At 36.2% G+C, this 16,720-nt stretch carries 16 protein-coding genes and 2 tRNA genes; 10 read left to right on the forward strand and 8 right to left on the reverse strand.

Features of this window, described 5'->3' with window-relative positions; all coding sequences use genetic code 11:
* Positions 1-286: 286 nt before the first annotated feature.
* The 4 genes from ompR (at position 287) to B9T31_RS00955 (ending at position 4,991) form a co-directional block, all read left to right on the forward strand.
* Positions 287-1,051: a two-component system response regulator OmpR gene (gene ompR, locus B9T31_RS00940; protein WP_086180091.1), complete on the forward strand. Its 765-nt coding sequence runs from the start codon at positions 287-289 to the stop codon at positions 1,049-1,051.
* A gap of 203 nt (positions 1,052-1,254) precedes the next feature.
* Entirely contained in the window at positions 1,255-2,715 is a 1,461-nt protein-coding gene (locus B9T31_RS00945) for an ATP-binding protein (RefSeq protein WP_086180092.1), read from the forward strand.
* A gap of 203 nt (positions 2,716-2,918) precedes the next feature.
* The gene (locus B9T31_RS00950) at positions 2,919-4,436 is read left to right on the forward strand and encodes an acetyl-CoA hydrolase/transferase family protein (RefSeq protein WP_086180093.1); all 1,518 of its coding nucleotides are present in this window, start codon (positions 2,919-2,921) and stop codon (positions 4,434-4,436) included.
* Positions 4,437-4,571: 135 nt separating this feature from the next.
* Complete coding sequence (locus tag B9T31_RS00955) at positions 4,572-4,991, forward strand: GNAT family acetyltransferase (protein ID WP_086180094.1); 420 nt, start codon at positions 4,572-4,574, stop codon at positions 4,989-4,991.
* Here the strand turns inward: B9T31_RS00955 and B9T31_RS00960 are convergent.
* The 4 genes from B9T31_RS00960 to B9T31_RS00975 all read right to left on the reverse strand — a co-directional run bounded on the left by B9T31_RS00960 (position 4,988) and on the right by B9T31_RS00975 (position 6,635).
* The gene (locus B9T31_RS00960) at positions 4,988-5,725 is read right to left on the reverse strand and encodes a class I SAM-dependent methyltransferase (RefSeq protein ID WP_086180095.1); all 738 of its coding nucleotides are present in this window, start codon (positions 5,723-5,725) and stop codon (positions 4,988-4,990) included. The two genes, B9T31_RS00955 and B9T31_RS00960, sit on opposite strands and share 4 nt — an antisense overlap.
* A 134-nt stretch (positions 5,726-5,859) precedes the next feature.
* Positions 5,860-5,935, reverse strand: a tRNA-Phe gene (locus tag B9T31_RS00965).
* 135 nt (positions 5,936-6,070) lie between these two features.
* A tRNA-Phe gene (locus B9T31_RS00970) sits at positions 6,071-6,146 on the reverse strand.
* A gap of 111 nt (positions 6,147-6,257) precedes the next feature.
* Complete coding sequence (locus B9T31_RS00975) at positions 6,258-6,635, reverse strand: GNAT family N-acetyltransferase (protein WP_086180096.1); 378 nt, start codon at positions 6,633-6,635, stop codon at positions 6,258-6,260.
* A gap of 99 nt (positions 6,636-6,734) precedes the next feature.
* Between B9T31_RS00975 and hisB the strand changes: the two genes are divergently transcribed.
* The 6 genes from hisB to B9T31_RS01005 all read left to right on the forward strand — a co-directional run bounded on the left by hisB (position 6,735) and on the right by B9T31_RS01005 (position 11,397).
* Positions 6,735-7,328, forward strand: coding sequence for an imidazoleglycerol-phosphate dehydratase HisB (hisB, locus tag B9T31_RS00980; protein WP_086180097.1), 594 nt, complete (start codon positions 6,735-6,737; stop codon positions 7,326-7,328).
* Positions 7,328-7,945 (forward strand): imidazole glycerol phosphate synthase subunit HisH, encoded by a 618-nt coding sequence (gene hisH, locus B9T31_RS00985; protein ID WP_086180098.1) that lies wholly within the window; start codon positions 7,328-7,330, stop codon positions 7,943-7,945. Before hisB ends, hisH begins: the two co-directional genes overlap by 1 nt.
* A gap of 252 nt (positions 7,946-8,197) precedes the next feature.
* A complete protein-coding gene (locus B9T31_RS00990; protein WP_086180099.1) occupies positions 8,198-8,677 on the forward strand; it encodes a DUF805 domain-containing protein in 480 nt (159 codons plus the stop codon).
* 134 nt (positions 8,678-8,811) lie between these two features.
* Complete coding sequence (locus B9T31_RS00995; RefSeq protein ID WP_086180100.1) at positions 8,812-9,450, forward strand: 3'-5' exonuclease; 639 nt, start codon at positions 8,812-8,814, stop codon at positions 9,448-9,450.
* Positions 9,451-9,543: 93 nt separating this feature from the next.
* Positions 9,544-10,275: a 1-(5-phosphoribosyl)-5-[(5-phosphoribosylamino)methylideneamino]imidazole-4-carboxamide isomerase gene (gene hisA, locus B9T31_RS01000; protein WP_086180101.1), complete on the forward strand. Its 732-nt coding sequence runs from the start codon at positions 9,544-9,546 to the stop codon at positions 10,273-10,275.
* Between the two features lie 216 nt (positions 10,276-10,491).
* Entirely contained in the window at positions 10,492-11,397 is a 906-nt protein-coding gene (locus B9T31_RS01005; protein ID WP_086180102.1) for a DMT family transporter, read from the forward strand.
* A 54-nt stretch (positions 11,398-11,451) separates the two neighbouring features.
* Here B9T31_RS01005 and B9T31_RS01010 read toward each other — a convergent pair whose 3' ends face one another.
* From B9T31_RS01010 to B9T31_RS01025, 4 genes are all read right to left on the reverse strand, one after another.
* Entirely contained in the window at positions 11,452-14,238 is a 2,787-nt protein-coding gene (locus tag B9T31_RS01010) for a TonB-dependent receptor (RefSeq protein WP_086180103.1), read from the reverse strand.
* Positions 14,239-14,684: 446 nt separating this feature from the next.
* Positions 14,685-15,080 (reverse strand): DUF4870 family protein, encoded by a 396-nt coding sequence (locus tag B9T31_RS01015; protein ID WP_086180104.1) that lies wholly within the window; start codon positions 15,078-15,080, stop codon positions 14,685-14,687.
* Positions 15,081-15,121: 41 nt separating this feature from the next.
* Positions 15,122-15,751 carry a DUF1294 domain-containing protein gene (locus tag B9T31_RS01020; RefSeq protein ID WP_086180105.1) on the reverse strand — a complete coding sequence of 210 codons (630 nt, stop codon included), beginning with the start codon at positions 15,749-15,751 and terminating at the stop codon, positions 15,122-15,124.
* 13 nt (positions 15,752-15,764) lie between these two features.
* Positions 15,765-16,715, reverse strand: coding sequence for a homoserine kinase (locus B9T31_RS01025; RefSeq protein ID WP_086180106.1), 951 nt, complete (start codon positions 16,713-16,715; stop codon positions 15,765-15,767).
* Positions 16,716-16,720: the final 5 nt, after the last annotated feature.

The following is a 16,720-nucleotide window of genomic DNA, read 5'->3' on the forward strand; positions in this document are numbered from 1 at the left end:
AAGTGTATAAAATCCACAATTGTTTTATGAAAATTATTGATCGACAATCCTGCCAATCCACTATTTTATGAAAAATAGTATCAAATTATAGCCATTCTGATACCAAAATCATCTATTTCTACTAGTTTATTTTTATTATCCCTGTATATATTTAGTATCTATCCCTTGATTCTTTCTGCAATATTTGTTGCTTTAGAACATAGTCAAATAGAGTAATCAATCGTATACTTTGAGTTGATCGCAATTGTATTTCCGATTAACGACAATAAAGATAAAGGAGCACATCATGAGTTTAGTTGTACCTGCTGAAAATACAGATGCTGTACAAGCCGAAACTGACCGCATCGAACGTATCCTCGTTGTTGATGATGATGTCCGCTTACGTACACTTTTACAACGCTTTTTAGAAGACAAAGGCTTTGTTGTTAAAACCGCTCACGATGCCACTCAAATGGATCGTTTACTTCAACGTGAGTTATTTTCACTCATCGTCTTAGACTTTATGCTCCCAGTTGAAGATGGTTTAAGTATTTGCCGCCGTTTACGCCAATCTAATATTGATATTCCTGTGATCATGTTGACTGCACGTGGCAGTGATTCTGATCGTATTGCAGGCTTAGAAGCGGGTGCAGATGATTATTTACCAAAACCATTTAATCCAAATGAATTGTTAGCACGTATTCGAGCAGTACTTCGTCGCCAAGTCCGCGAAGTTCCTGGTGCACCAAGTCAACACATGGAAGTCGTGAGTTTTGGTCCTTGGTCGCTTGATCTATCAACACGAACGCTTACGCGAGAAGGTCAAGTGGTCACATTAACCACCGGTGAGTTTGCTGTACTTAAGGCACTGGTTCAGCATCCGAGAGAGCCGCTTACGCGTGATAAACTGATGAACCTTGCACGTGGCCGTGAATGGGGTGCAATGGAACGTTCAATTGATGTTCAAGTTTCTCGCCTACGTCGTCTCATTGAAGAAAACCCAGCACGAGCTCGTTACATTCAAACTGTTTGGGGCATAGGCTACGTTTTTGTTCCAGATGGCGCTGAATAATATCTTGGTTATGCGTATGTTCACATGCGCATAAACTTATCTCATCTGTGATTTTGCGAAAAGCTGAATAAAATACAATCAAAGCTAAGCAAATTCTCGAATGATATTAACACAACTGTTTTCATGAAAAATTATGAAAATCTCAAGCCCAAACATCTTCATAAAAATATAAAAACTGATGCCATTTTCTTTAGGATAAATTAGTGAAACTCGACCCCATTGATCCCCAAGAATTTACTGATTATGTAAAATATTCAGAAAGTAAACGCACACGCTGGGAACGCTTTTTAGATAAAATTAAGCCTCGTTCAACAGCCATGCGCACCACGGTTCTTGTACTCTTTGTGGTATTTTTTAGCTTATTTATGTCGTTATGGTTTTTTTGGCGAACACTCTATTTGCCAGAGATTCAACAGCATGCCCGTTATCTAGCTGCAGAAATTGAAATTATTAACAACTCAAATTTAAAAGTGATTGAAAATAATAAAGAAATCAATATAGATCGTTGGCTAAAAAAACATATGGGCATTGAATATGTCACAAATCCACATGAGTTTCCTCAAGTTAAAGATAAAGTCATTGCAGAGTTCTTTACCAACCAAATTGAAAAAAAACTGGCTAAAGAGCTTAATATCGACAATGTGATTGTTTACTTCCAGTTTAAGCCTAGCCCTCGTATTTGGGTACAAACACCAGAAATGAAAGGGAATTGGATTCGTGAACCACTAAAAACTTATGATAACTACAGTCCTGAACTCATTTTAGCTTGGTTATTGGGTGTCCCCTTTATCTCTGCTATTATTATTTTAACGCTTGTTCGTCAATTAAACCGCCCTTTACTACGCTTACAAAATGCGGCAAATAGCTATAGTAAAACAGGCACCGCACCCTACCTAGAAACCAATCATGGTCCACTAGAAATTCGCCAAGTTAACCAAGCATTTAATCTCATGATTTATACATTAGATAAAATTGAACGAGATCGAAAAATCATGCTTGCAGGAATTTCTCATGATTTACGCACACCGCTCACACGTATTCGGCTTAGTGCAGAAATGATGCCAGATGATGACTTTCTAAAAGAAGGTCTGATTTATGATGTCGATGATATGGATGCGATTTTAAATCAATTTATCTCTTATATGCGAGATGGTTCTGATGAAGAGCTGCAAAGTACAAATATCAACACCCTACTACAAGAACTTGAGATTCAATTTAAGCCCCTAAATATTCGTTTTACACCGCAAGATCTCCCTATGATTCAAGCCCGCAGCCTTTCTTTAAAGCGCCTCATTGGAAATTTAATCAATAATTCCAAACGATATGGTGCTGAACCGATTGACTTAAAAGCATGGGAAGAAAACCAACATATTATTATTTCAGTTGCGGATCATGGCGCAGGAATTCCCGATCACCAAATTGAAGAATTGATGCAGCCTTTTGTACGCGGTAATGAAGCGAGAACCATTCAAGGCAGTGGCTTAGGATTAGCGATTGTGAAACGCATTGTAGATATCCATCAAGGACAACTCAGCATACACAATAAGCCTGATGGTGGTTTAGAAGCAACAATCTCTTTACCCATTCATCCGACTGAAAAAAATGAAACGATAACCCTGAGTCGCTTTGAAAAATTTAAACAAACTATTACAGAACGCTTTTAATATCTGATAAAAGATGGTCATATAATTTGACCATCTTGCCAGTTAATTTTATTTATAATTAAAAAACAATAGGTTAAGAATTATCATTTTTAATTATAGCAGCATTTTTTCAAAAAATTAGACCTTAGCCTAACAAGGATGCAAAATGCCTTTTTTGATCGGTACAATCCATATCAGTTCCAAGAATTTCACGAGAGTAAACAATGTCTTTAGATCGTATTCGTTTAGCATCCTTGCATGACAAAGTAATTAGCGCAGAAGAAGCATCTGCCTTTATCGAAGATGGTATGACTGTAGGTATGAGTGGCTTTACACGTGCTGGCGAAGCAAAAGCTGTTCCATTGGCATTAATTAAACGTGCTCACAAAAATCCACTTAAAATTACACTCATCACAGGCGCGTCTTTAGGCAATGATTTAGACAAGCAATTGACTGAAGCAGGTGTATTAGCACGTCGTTTACCATTCCAAGTTGATAATACTTTACGTAAAGCAATCAACAACGGTGAAGTGATGTTCATCGATCAGCATTTATCTGAAACTGTTGAACAAATGCGTAATCACCAGTTGCAAAAACCTCATGTTGCAATTATTGAAGCAGTCGCAATTACTGAAGATGGCGGCATTATTCCAACAACGTCCGTAGGTAACTCAGCTAGCTTTGCAATTTTTGCAGACAAAGTCATTGTAGAAATTAATACCAATTTAAGCCCAGCATTCGAAGGCTTACACGATATTTATATTCCAACCTACCGCCCAACACGCCAACCTATTCCATTAACACAAGTTGATCAGCGTATTGGTACACCAGCAATTCAAATTGATCCAGCTAAAATTGCAGGCATTGTAATTAATAGTGAATTACATGACTCACCATCTACTGTGACTGAGCCAGATGATGAAACTCAAGCAATCGCAAATCATTTAATCAAATTCTTTGAAAAAGAAGTTGCTGAAGATCGCTTACCTAAAAACTTAGGTCCATTACAAGCAGGTATTGGCTCTATTGCAAATGCAGTATTAACGGGTCTAAAAGATTCAAGCTTCGAAGATTTAGTCATGTATTCTGAAGTATTACAAGATTGTACATTTGAGCTTATTGATGCAGGGAAAATGACGTTTGCATCGGGTTCATCTATTACACTTTCTGAAAAATTCGGAGAGAAAGTATTTAATAACCTTGAGCAATACAAAGATAAACTTGTACTGCGCCCACAAGAAATTTCAAACCATCCTGAACTTGTTCGTCGTTTAGGTATTATTGGTATTAATACAGCACTTGAGTTTGATATTTACGGTAACGTCAACTCAACTCACGTATGTGGTACCAAAATGATGAACGGTATTGGTGGTTCAGGTGACTTCGCACGTAATGCGCACTTGGCGATTTTCGTCACGAAGTCTATTGCAAAAGGTGGTGATATTTCTTCAATCGTTCCATTTGCATCTCACATTGATCACTCCGAACATGATGTTGATATTCTTGTCACTGAACAAGGTCTTGCAGATTTACGTGGTTTAGCGCCTCGTGAACGTGCTCGTGCAATTATTGATAACTGTGCTCATCCACTCTATCGCGATGCCTTAAATGACTATTTTGATCGCGCTGCTGCAAAAGGTGGACATACACCACATCTACTTCGTGAAGCACTGGCTTGGCATGCAAATTTTGAAGAGACTGGCCATATGCTAGAAACAAAAAAAGAAGCGAAAATTGCTTAAATAAACGTTAAGTTATAGAAAATAAAAACGCCCAAAATGGGCGTTTTTTTTACTGACATGAAAAGAAATTGTTTACTCATTGCACAAAAAAAATTAAGCTAATTCTATTATGTTCATGCTGGTTCAAAAATCACCATGTTTATTATTCGCCAATTCCTTGAAACTGATTTAGATGATGTCATTGCATTGTGGGAAGTTTGTGAGTTATCTCGCCCATGGAACAACCCAGAAACTGATATTTTCCGAAAAGTAGCACAAAACGATCAGTTATTTTTAGTTGCCATTAAAGACAGTGAATTAATTGCCTCTGTCATGGGTGGTTATGATGGTCACCGTGGCTGGGTTAATTATTTAGCAGTACATCCACATGCTCAGCGTAATGGTGTTGCAACAGCGCTTATACAACAACTAGAAAAGCGCTTAATTGCCCTAGGCTGTCCGAAACTACAACTGCTCATTCGCAAGGAAAATATTGACGTACAAAATTTTTATGAACAACTCGGTTATGAAGAAGTTGAGGTCATTTGTTTCGGAAAACGTTTAATTCAAGATTAACCTTTTGTTAATGCTCCAATTCTTAAAAATATAGGAAATTGAACAGTAAAAATTTGTGCTGGTTGATTTAAGATTTCGCTTAATTCAATTAAGGGATCTTTTCCTGTTTGTTGTCTGTAATGTTTAATCGCTGACCATGTATTAAAATAATCTAACAGTTGAGAGGCACTCCATTGATATTCCATTTGTAATTTTGGTGTTTTAATTTCATAAAATGGAAAAGGAATCGTAGCATAGCCTTCATCAATATAACGTCGCTCAGCATCCCAATAACCTTTTAAAGTTTGGTAATACAACGACTGAACCGCAGCATGCACAATTGCATGATCAATAATAATAAGTCCGTAGCCAATGACTGCAAAAATCCCATTCGGCTTTAATGTTCGCCGAACCTCTTGATAAAAATCTTCAAAATTAAACCAATGAATGGCTTGTGCAACGGTAATTAAATCAAAAGATTGGTCTGGAAAATTTGTTTTTTCAGCAACTTGAACTTGATAGTTAATGTTCTCAGCATAGGGTGCCTGTTCTAATTGTTGCGCACTTAAATCAGTTGCAACCACTTTATCAAAATATGGGCTGAGTCGTTGAGTAAACTGCCCAGAGCCAGCACCACAATCCCATACCGTTTGCCTTGAATGAACATGAGATAAAATTTCTTGTACGATGCTTTCAGGATATGTTGGTCGTGCAAGCTGATACAAGGAACTACAACTAGAAAATAAATCTTTCATCTTTCATTGTTCTTCTGATTTTCATATAACCTGAATTATATAAATAAATTATTAGATTGAAAAATATTGATATCTTATTCTTTTGTCTAATTCATACATAAAAAACCCCAAACAATGTTTGAGGTTTTTAAATATGGTGGCGAGACCCAGGATCGAACTGGGGACACACGGATTTTCAATCCGTTGCTCTACCGACTGAGCTATCACGCCAATGCCGTGTATTAAGCCGTATCTCAGCTTAATAGTCAACTAAATTCAAAATATTTTTATTTGATCGCGTAAATTTTACCCAAAAAAAATCTCTGATGAGATCAGAGATATATAAAACGCAAATACGTTTGAAAATGGTGGCGAGACCCAGGATCGAACTGGGGACACACGGATTTTCAATCCGTTGCTCTACCGACTGAGCTATCACGCCAATGACGCGTATTAAACAGTTAAGTCGATAATTCGTCAAGTCTCCTTTTAGAAAAAATGCAACAACTGTTTACTTTTAAACCATTTTATTCACCAATCGTTGAAGAAATATTCAAATTTTACCTAATTTGGAAAGGCAACGATGAATCGCACCACAACCGGGTTCAAAACCTTGTACACCTTTTGCTTGCTCTATTCGGCAAACTTCTGAAACCAATCGATCCGCAACTCCTCGTCCTCGATTTGCAGGATGTACAACAATATTTTCTAAAACTTTACTTTCACCTTGTCCCGTGCACCAAATTGCCGCAATAATTTTCGTATTAAATTCTGCTGTGTAAAGTAATGTATACTGTAGTAGATTCTGCTCTAATTGTTCAATTGCATCTTTGCCATCGCTAAACTCAGGGCTAGTATCATAAAGTCGCTCAAGTTGATTACGGATAGCTTCATTTTCAATAGAAGTTTTAGGATGAACGGTAATAGGCATTGATTAACCCTCCTGAGCAATCTAATATGCAGTGACTTCGTCACGGCGACGAAAAACATTTTATATCTATCATTTTTGACGTTTTTAAGGAACGTGTCTATGACGCAACGTATCAGTGAAGTGGTAAGAAATACCAACGAAACCAAAATTCGAGTTCGTGTGAACCTTGACGGTACGGGTCAAGGCACCCTCAATACAGGTATTCCATTTCTAGACCATATGATAGATCAAATCAAGCGACATGGCTTATTTGATATTGATATTCATTGCGATGGTGATCTTGAAATTGATGATCATCATACCGTAGAAGATTGTGGTATTACCCTTGGACAAGCCTTTGCACAAGCATTAGGTGATAAAAAAGGTTTACGTCGTTATGGTCATTTTTATGCACCACTCGATGAAGCTTTAAGCCGTGTTGTTGTAGATTTATCTGGTCGCCCAGGATTATGGATGGATATTCCATTTACACGTGCACGTATTGGAACTTTTGATGTTGATTTGTTCTCTGAGTTTTTCCAAGGTTTCGTGAATCATGCTTTAATCACCTTACATATTGATAATTTGAAAGGTAAAAATAGCCATCACCAAATTGAATGTGTGTTCAAAGCTTTTGCACGCGCTTTACGTATGGCTTGTGAGATTGACCCGCGTGCAGAAAATACCGTTGCATCAACAAAAGGAACCTTGTAATGACCCGCATTGCCCTTCTTGATTATGGCATGGGAAATTTACACTCTGCAGCAAAAGCACTCGAACATGTCGGTGCTACTGTAGATGTTACCAATGATCCCAAATTGATTGCGCAGGCGGACAAAATTGTATTTCCTGGGGTAGGCGCAATGCGCGATTGCATACAAGGTATGCATGAAGCAGGAATTGACGATGTGGTACGTCATGCCGCATTTAACAAGCCTGTGCTAGCTATTTGTGTTGGTATGCAAGCACTAATGCAGCATTCTGAAGAAAATGGCGGTGCAGATGCACTGGGGATCTTTGAAGGAACCGTAAAGCGTTTTCCACACATTGAAGGACTCAAAGTTCCACATATGGGTTGGAATCAAGTACATCAAACTGACCCGAGTCACCCAATGTGGAATAACATTGAACAAGATGCTCGTTTTTATTTTGTGCATAGTTTCTATGTTGAACCAAAAGATACACATCTTACAGCAGCGACCTGTGACTATGGTTTAGAGTTCTGTACAGCTATCCATAAAGAAAATTTATTTGCCACGCAGTTTCATCCTGAAAAAAGTCATACAGTGGGTTTACAGCTACTGAAAAATTTTGTGGACTGGAAGATTTAAAAGTACCATTAAAGGTTATAAGCTCATTTAAATGGACTTATAACCACTTGAACGAACTATCATATCTAGTTTCAAAACATTTATTATTCTTCACTTCAAAATACAATAAATAATGTATATTTTGGGTTTAATGATGACGCTGTTTGTTCATTAAATATCAACATAACAGCAAATTATTGATCATATTTTTAAAAATCATTACACGCTATAATCGTTAGTATATTTAATATTTTTTACTTGGAAAATAACAATATGAGTATAAATCCAGAACCATTTGTTGATCATCCATTAAAAGCACAAGGTCGCTTTGGTCGCTTATCCTATTTAGCGTGGAACGCGCTTAGTTCTATCATTTTATATCTATTCTTAATTATTCCTATAGTCAGTTTCGGGTACTACAGTCAACCACAAGATTTACAAGCGCTTTCAACGCCATTGATCTTTATTCTGATTATTTTTACGCTTGCATTCTTTTATCTATATATCACGTTCATGATTCGTCGTTTACATGATGTCAATCAAACGGGATGGTTTACGTTACTTATCTTTATTCCACTTGTAAATCTTATTCTTGCGTTATATTTATTATTTGCACCTGGTACACAAGGAGAAAATAATTATGGACCTCAACGCATCACCAAAGGGTGGGAAAAAGTACTGGCTTGGATTTATATAATTTTAGTTATTGTTTCAATCCTAAGTAGCATTATTTTAGTCATGAATACTCAATAAATGATGAAATTATTATTTTAAATACAAGAGATTATTCTTAAAGAGAATTCTGACTTCTATGAGTTCTCTTTACATCTTGCTTTAATCTCTAATCCTCTTAACCTATAAAAGAATTTCATTATTTAAAGATCATTATGCAAAGTATATTGCCTTCAAAAGAGAGCATTGAACAACTTCCATTATTTCAAAACTTAGATGCTCAACATATCTTCATACTTCAAACCCTTGAGCAATGTTATTCACACCAAAAAGAATTATCTCAGGCAACCTTACTTGGCTTTGATACAGAATCCAAGCCTACCTTTATTAAAGGTGAAACTCAAACAGGTCCTCATCTCATTCAACTTGCGACATTGGAACGTGCTTATTTATTTATGGTCAATGAGGATACCCTTCAGTTTTTACGCCCTATTTTAATGAATCATGAACAGATAAAAGTGGGTTTCGGTTTAAAAAATGATGCACGCCTCTTTCAAAAGTATCATATCGATCTCCACAATATGCTTGATCTTGCTAAATGCTTTACTTCTTTTGGAATAAACACTCCAGTTGGTCTTAAAAATGCACTGGCTTTACTCTTTCAGGTTCATTTTAAAAAATCTAAAAAAATCAGCACATCCAATTGGTCAAATAAAAACTTAAGCCTGCAACAAATCGAATATGCAGCAGCAGATGCTTATGCACCCGTACTCATCTTTGAAGAGCTCAATCGTCTTGGACGATTACCAATTTCGATTTCACAGACCAATTCAAAATTAAGATCACGTAAATAAAAGAAATCCTTCTCATTGTGCTTAGAAATTTACCAATACTTTGCTAATATGACCCGCAATAAAACTGATTCAGATTTAGCTAGGAGCGAAAGCATGCTAATCATCCCCGCAATTGACCTGAAAGATGGCAAATGTGTTCGTTTAAAACAAGGTCGTATGGAAGACGATACTGTATTTTCTGATGATCCTGTAGCAACAGCACAGCATTGGGTAAGTGAAGGTGCACGCCGCCTGCATTTAGTAGATTTAAATGGTGCTTTCGCAGGTACGCCTATTCATAAACCCGTGGTTGAAGCCATTGCAAAAGCTCAACCGACGTTACCAATTCAAATTGGTGGTGGTATTCGTTCATTTGAAACAATTGAACACTATTTAGATGCAGGCGTAAGTTTTGTAATTATTGGCACAAAAGCAGTACAAGAACCTGAATTTGTTGAAGAAGCATGTAAAAAATTTGCTGGACATATTATTGTAGGCATCGATGCAATCAATGGTATGGTTGCAACAGACGGCTGGGCAAATGTCACCAATGTAAAAGCAACAGATTTAGCAAAACGATTTGCGGATGCAGGGGTTTCTAGCATTGTTTATACCGATATTGCACGTGATGGTATGATGCAAGGCGTGAATGTTGAACAAACTGTAAATTTAGCGACTTATTCTGGTTTGCCTGTGATTGCGTCTGGTGGTGTAACCAATTTGGACGATGTCCGCCATTTAAAGGGTCAACCTGGTATTCTTGGTGCGATTACAGGTCGTGCAATTTATGAAGGGACTTTAAACCTACATGAAGCACAATCATTCCTTGATGGAAAAACAGCATAATTCTTAAGTAAAGACTTCTTTTATATCTCATGTGAGTTAGATGAGCTGAATATAAAAGAAGTCGTTTGACCTTTATTTTTTATAAGATATCAATAAATACTCTATGTTTGACAATAAATAATATAATTTTCTCATTAATATAAATCATTCATATCTTGCAGAATACTAAGAATAGCGAGACTATAATTCTGTTATTTTTAGACTATTTTTTAATTTATGAACTCCAGTTTTTTACAACGAAAAGCCCCACAAATCGCATTGGTGATTATGACCATGATTTGGGGAGGAACCTTCGTTGTTGTTCAACATGCTTTAAATTACAGCTCTCCCATGTTTCTGGTCGGAAGTCGTTTCGCCATTGCAGCACTAATTGTTGGATTACTATCATTTAAATATATGAGAGGAATTACACGACAAGAAATTTTTGCAGGTGCCTTAATTGGTGCTGCTATTTCTGCAGGTTATGGCACGCAAACCGTTGGTATGCAGACTATTAGCAGCAGCGAATCTGCCTTTTTAACTGCGTTATATGTTCCCCTAGTTCCCATTTTGCTTTGGCTTATTTTTCGTAAAGTCCCTCATATTATGACTTTAATTGGTATTGTCTTTGCTTTCATTGGGTTAATTTTCTTGACTGGAAACGGGTTGAATCAAATTCAGCTCAATTCAGGACAAATTATTACCATTATTGGCTCTGTTGCAATTGCACTTGAAATTATTTTGATTGGCTATTTTGCTGGAAAAGTAAATATACGACGCGTCACGGTTATTCAGCTCATCTTTGCATCCATCATCTCATTTGCAGCAATGCCACTTGCAGGTGAATATGAGCTTCCAACATTTTCTTGGGGATTAATCTATGTTGCCATTGCTTTAGGACTCACAAGTGCACTACTGCAATCATTAATGAACTGGGCTCAACGCTATGTCCCACCATCACAAGCTGCAATTATTTATGCTGGTGAGCCTGTCTGGGCTGCATTATTTGGCAGAATTGTAGGGGAACGCTTACCTGCACTTGCTCTACTCGGTGGCTTACTTGTGGTCATTGGCGTGATTATCAGTGAAATAAGATTTAAACCTTTCAAAAAATCAATTAAAAAAAGTGATGAAGTACTTTAAGTATTTCATCACACTCTTTAACGTTTACTATATTTATTATCAATATCTACGTCATTAGAAAGAAAACTTCATATTCACATAATAGTTTCTTCCAAGTGGATCTGTATAACGACTAATGTAGTTTGTATTAGACATATCCAAGGTATAACTGTTAAATAAGTTATTCACACCAAAAGTAATTTCAGTTCTACTATCTTTTAACTTCGGTGTTTTAAATTTATAACGCGCAAAGATATCATGGAAAAATTCACCATCAATTTTTAGTTCATCTGAAGCATAACCAGTTTGACTTAAAATCGCATTTTTATCGGTAATATTATAGCTTCCATAATATTGTACAGACCAGCCAAAGGTCCATTGATCTGTTGGCTCTAAAACATAAGATGCATTTGCACGATGACGAATTGGATCACCGCTTGCTGAACCATTTAAACGACTATCCCAACCACCAATTAAAGATCGTTGTTCTTTATATTCATCCGTATAGGTATACCCCAAACTAAACTGTGAAAGTCCTATCAATGAATCAAAATGATAACGTATATTGGTATCAACACCTTCCGTTTTCAAACCTAAAGCATTAAATGGCGTCGTATCAATTGAAACCACCTTACCATTACTGTCTCGTTTTATACGATTCGCAAATTTTTGTTCATTTTCTAACAAATATTGTGCTGTTGGTGTTGCTATATTATTATCTTTCTTAATTCTAAAATAATCGACAGATAAACGTAGTCCAGAAACATTTTCAGGCGTATAGACAATTCCTGCATTCCAACTTTCTGATGACTCAGGTGTTAGGTTTGGATTCCCCCCAGAAATTGACTCATATTCTGCTAACAATTCACCCGTTTTTGGGTCCGTTAATGTTCCATTAGTCACTTTACCAATAGAAGGCTCTGCTAAACGATTTTGATCAGGAGTAATAAACCCCTTACTAAATGAGGCACGGAACATTAACTCATTGGTCGGTGCATAGCTAAAACCAATCGTCGGGGTGAAATCATCATAGGTCACTTTCTGTTGAACGTCATAACCCGTTAAAATTGAATTATATTTTGTAATATTATCTACTTTATATAACGGTGTACGTGCTTTCACATCAAAACGTTCATAACGACCAGCCAATTGCATATCTAAATGTTTGACCCAAGGAATGTTCATTTCAGATGAAACAAATGGAATATTTAACTCCGCATATACACTACTCGCATTCATATGACGTACAGTCGGTTTACGCCAAGGATTATCAACATGTTGATGATCCGCGAAACCTTCTGCTTCAATTTTGCGATATTCAAGACCTGTCGCTAAATTAATATCACCTGCATACCATCGATATGCCGATCCTGCCGCACGTAAAGCAAAATCATTTAAAGTAGATTGTGTTTGTGTAATTGGGTAATTCCAATACTTTTTAAAGATATTGGTTCCATTAGTAGTGGTATCTTGAATTAAATCAATTGAGCCATTATTAAAATCAATTGCCCAATCTTTCGCTCCAGGGTTATTGCTGCCCAAACGAGGATAATTAATTACAATATTCGAGCGGCTCCATGCATAGTCCGCAGAAACAACCCAATTCGGGGTGAGATCATAAGTAAAACCTGTCGCGATACGCTTCGTTTTATTATTTGCATGACGATATGCAAGCTCTCCCATATCTGACCAATTGACTGGGAAAGTAACCTTCACATCTTGACCAAATGGATTCGCAGGATTGTTTGCTTTATAAGTCACTGTGCCATAGCCATGTGGTGTCGTGAAATGCTTGGCTTTTTCTTCAGCATAGCTTCCTTCTAAATATACATTTAATTGTTCAGTAAAATCACGATTAATCGACAATCCAAAATATTCAGACCGACTGTCTGCAATGAGTGGTGTATCTGCAGACCATGCACTCATGCCATTTGATAAACCCAAAGCATAGCCTTGTTTTAACTGACTCAGATCACCCTTCCAGCCTTTAGGGATATGCGCCATACTCGAACCAGATCCTGGAACCAATTCACTTCCATTCACAGATTTAATATTCACCAAGTGCCCAGAGGGTGGGTTTGCTGCGCCATATATTAAATTTGGATTATTCTTTAACTGTAAATTTCTAGCCATCGTACGCCAGTTTCGATCGCCTTGTGTTAAAGCATCTTGATTTTGCTTTGATGCGGTTAACATCACTTGTGTACGTCCACCTTCCAAAGCAAAACCAGTCACCACATTTAAAGACTTTACCGGTTGTTTATCATCAACACTATTTTGATAACGTACGTTTACCTCTGAACCAACATAATCTTTTTTCAATATGACATTAATTACCCCACCAATAGCACTCGAACCATAAATTGCAGATGCTGAGGTTGGTAAGACTTCAATACGTTCAATTGCACTCAGTGGAATATTATCTAAGTTAGGTTGATCCGATAACTCTGAATCCCCCCGATCCCCGATCCCAGCTGAACGACGCCCATTAATTAAAACTAAAGTATGGCTTGCACCTAAACCACGTAAATTAATTCGGCTTGCGGTTCCTGTAAAACCGCTGCCAGAGCGATTTGGTGTAGATGTATTTGAAGTTAAGACCTTATTCAAAACCTCTGAAACATTAGTTGCCCCTAAGTTTTGAATGGTTTCACTTGAAATAATGGTATAGGGCTGAATATCATTTTCCGTTCGTGGAATATCCATATTTCCACCCCCTTTATATGCCTCTTGAATTGTTTTATTTTCTTCTGCTGACAATGTAATCACAGGTAAACTTGATGCTTCTTGATTGGCAAATACGGTTGGAGCAGTAAAAATTGCCAATACTGCAACATACTGTTCATATCTTAGGTTTTTCATATTGAATTGAGTTTAATGAAAATTTTCGATAATTATACATATTAAAAATGATAAATTAATGGCAAATGATAATCATTACTAAATGATAATTAGCTCTAAAACTCTTCCTCCAAATGAAATTAAAGCGAATTAAGTCATAAAAATGTAAACTTTAGTTTGAAATTATTTTTTATTTTTAAAAAATAAACAAAAGTCAATACCATTAAAAATCAAAAGTGTTTTAAATGTTATGCAAAAATACACAAATAAATGTATATAAAAGTATGACCTAAATTAGAGTAATATTTTTAATTTTTCAAAAAAATTTTATTAATTATAAGGTTAAATCAATTTTTGTAGATAAAAAACTCTCTAAACACTGAAGTATGTATTTAAAAATATATCCTAGGTTTCCCCATCTTTAAACACATACTCAACAAAGTATCCTATATCTATCCTTATTTAAATTACGCTTGATACATCGGTTGATTATTGCGCCAGCGCACGAGACCTAAAATGACACGGTAAATAATCCAGATCCACGCAATTCCAATGACGACAATACAAAATGATGTTGTTGCTAATGCCACTCCTGCAAATAAATCTGGGTTATTCTCCGTAAATAAAAGAAAAATAAAGGGAACAAAAGCAATGATATTCCAAAATAAATACCACCAAAAAGTATGAATTTGCCAAGTAAAATGACTTTCATAAATGCTCCCTTTTACATCAGAGCGTTTTATATAGTTAATAATTAACGCGATAATTGCTAATATTCCACCAGAAAAAATTGCAAAAATATAAAGTAAATATAAGACTAAGGTCAGTGACTTATTCGGATCTTGTTCACTTAAATTGTTCATTATTTTTTATCCTCTACACCCATAAAATGAAATCGTTAGAGTTACAACTGATTAAATGGAGAAACTAACCAAATGATTAATAAGATATTAAAAGCAATTGTACAAAAGTAAATACGCTGAAATGGTTGTTTTTTTGTTTTATGTCTTAACTTTTGTTGTGCAAGCCACGCGGCAGGCCACCCTCCTATAAATGATAAAATATGTAAAAATTGTTCCGAAATTCGCTTACCCCCCAATTGAGCGGCTTCTTTATCTTGTGCATAACACCAATAAGTCAATCCATTAATGATACACAAAATCAAAAGAAAAATTCCTTGAAGAAATCCTAAAATAGTTAATCCCGCGATGACAAGAATATAAGCAATACAAAGTATCTGCATTATCTTTACTGTATTCGTAAGCGTTGTATTTTGTTTCTGGATACTTTTTTTCGCTTGCTGTATATGTTGAATTTGATGTGCTTTTAAATAGGCAACCTCTATTGCTTTATAACGGGCTTTCTCGTCAATCACAACCGTATATTCTAAAGCGCATCCAACAATAGGTCTTGGGCCAGGTTTTGTGAAGCTCTTAATATGAAGAAATACGCGATCCTTAGTCAAATCACTGGGCTGAATGAAACCATAACCTTGATCATCAAACCATTCAATTAATCTGCCTTGATCACGCATTTTCACTCCTCATTTATACTGAAATAAATTTTAATCGTTCAATTAACATATTACGCATTTCAAGTGGATTCTTTTGTGAAATATCTCCACCTGTTCGCCCTTCCTCTATATTTTTTTGTGCAACTTGTAAGCGCATCATCCAGAAACGCCCTGCAGCCATTGCTAAATATAATTCAAGGCAAGCTTTCTCATCAGATGTTAATGGTCTTATCGTTTCATATGCATTTAAAAATGCTATTGCCTTCTCTTCATCAATTATCAACTCTGGATATGCTGTACAAAAATCATTTAGAGTAATAGCGATATCAAATAATAATTCATCTTTATTAAGCTCATAAAAGTCTAATATCCCTTTTAATTGATTTCCTTCAAACAAAGTATTGTCTCGAAATAAATCTGAATGAATAAACCCACGAGGGCGATCTGGATATACCATGGTTAAAGCGTCATATAAACCCAATAATTCTGCAAGCAGTGTTTTGTCTGCAATATTTAACGTTGGTTTAATTTCTTGTGAAACTTGTAACCAATATTCATGATCGCGATATTCTTTACGTTCTAAAGGAAATTTTTGCAATGCAACATGTATGTTTGCTTGAGTTATCGCAATTGCTTTCACTTGTTCAATATTTGCGGTCATAGGATGTTTACCCATTAAACGCGGTGCAATTTGTGCAGGCTTATTCTTAATAAAATGAATTGCATTTCCTGAGTGTTTTAAAGGCACTGCGACCGCAACCCCATTACTTCCTAAATGTTCAAGTACAGGGACAAGCTCTCCTGCACTGTATTCATCCATTTCTTCAAACACTGTTAATACAAACTGCTGAGCGTCTTGAGTTACTAAAAAATAGTTTGTATTTTGAATACCTCCTTGAATGGGAATCAGATCAATCACCTCTAATCCATAAGGTGATGCAAAATCTTGAACTTCCTTTAACGTCAAAGTGGTATAAACCGACATATAAA

The sequence above is a fragment of the Acinetobacter sp. ANC 4558 genome (assembly GCF_002135375.1).
GTDB lineage: Bacteria > Pseudomonadota > Gammaproteobacteria > Pseudomonadales > Moraxellaceae > Acinetobacter.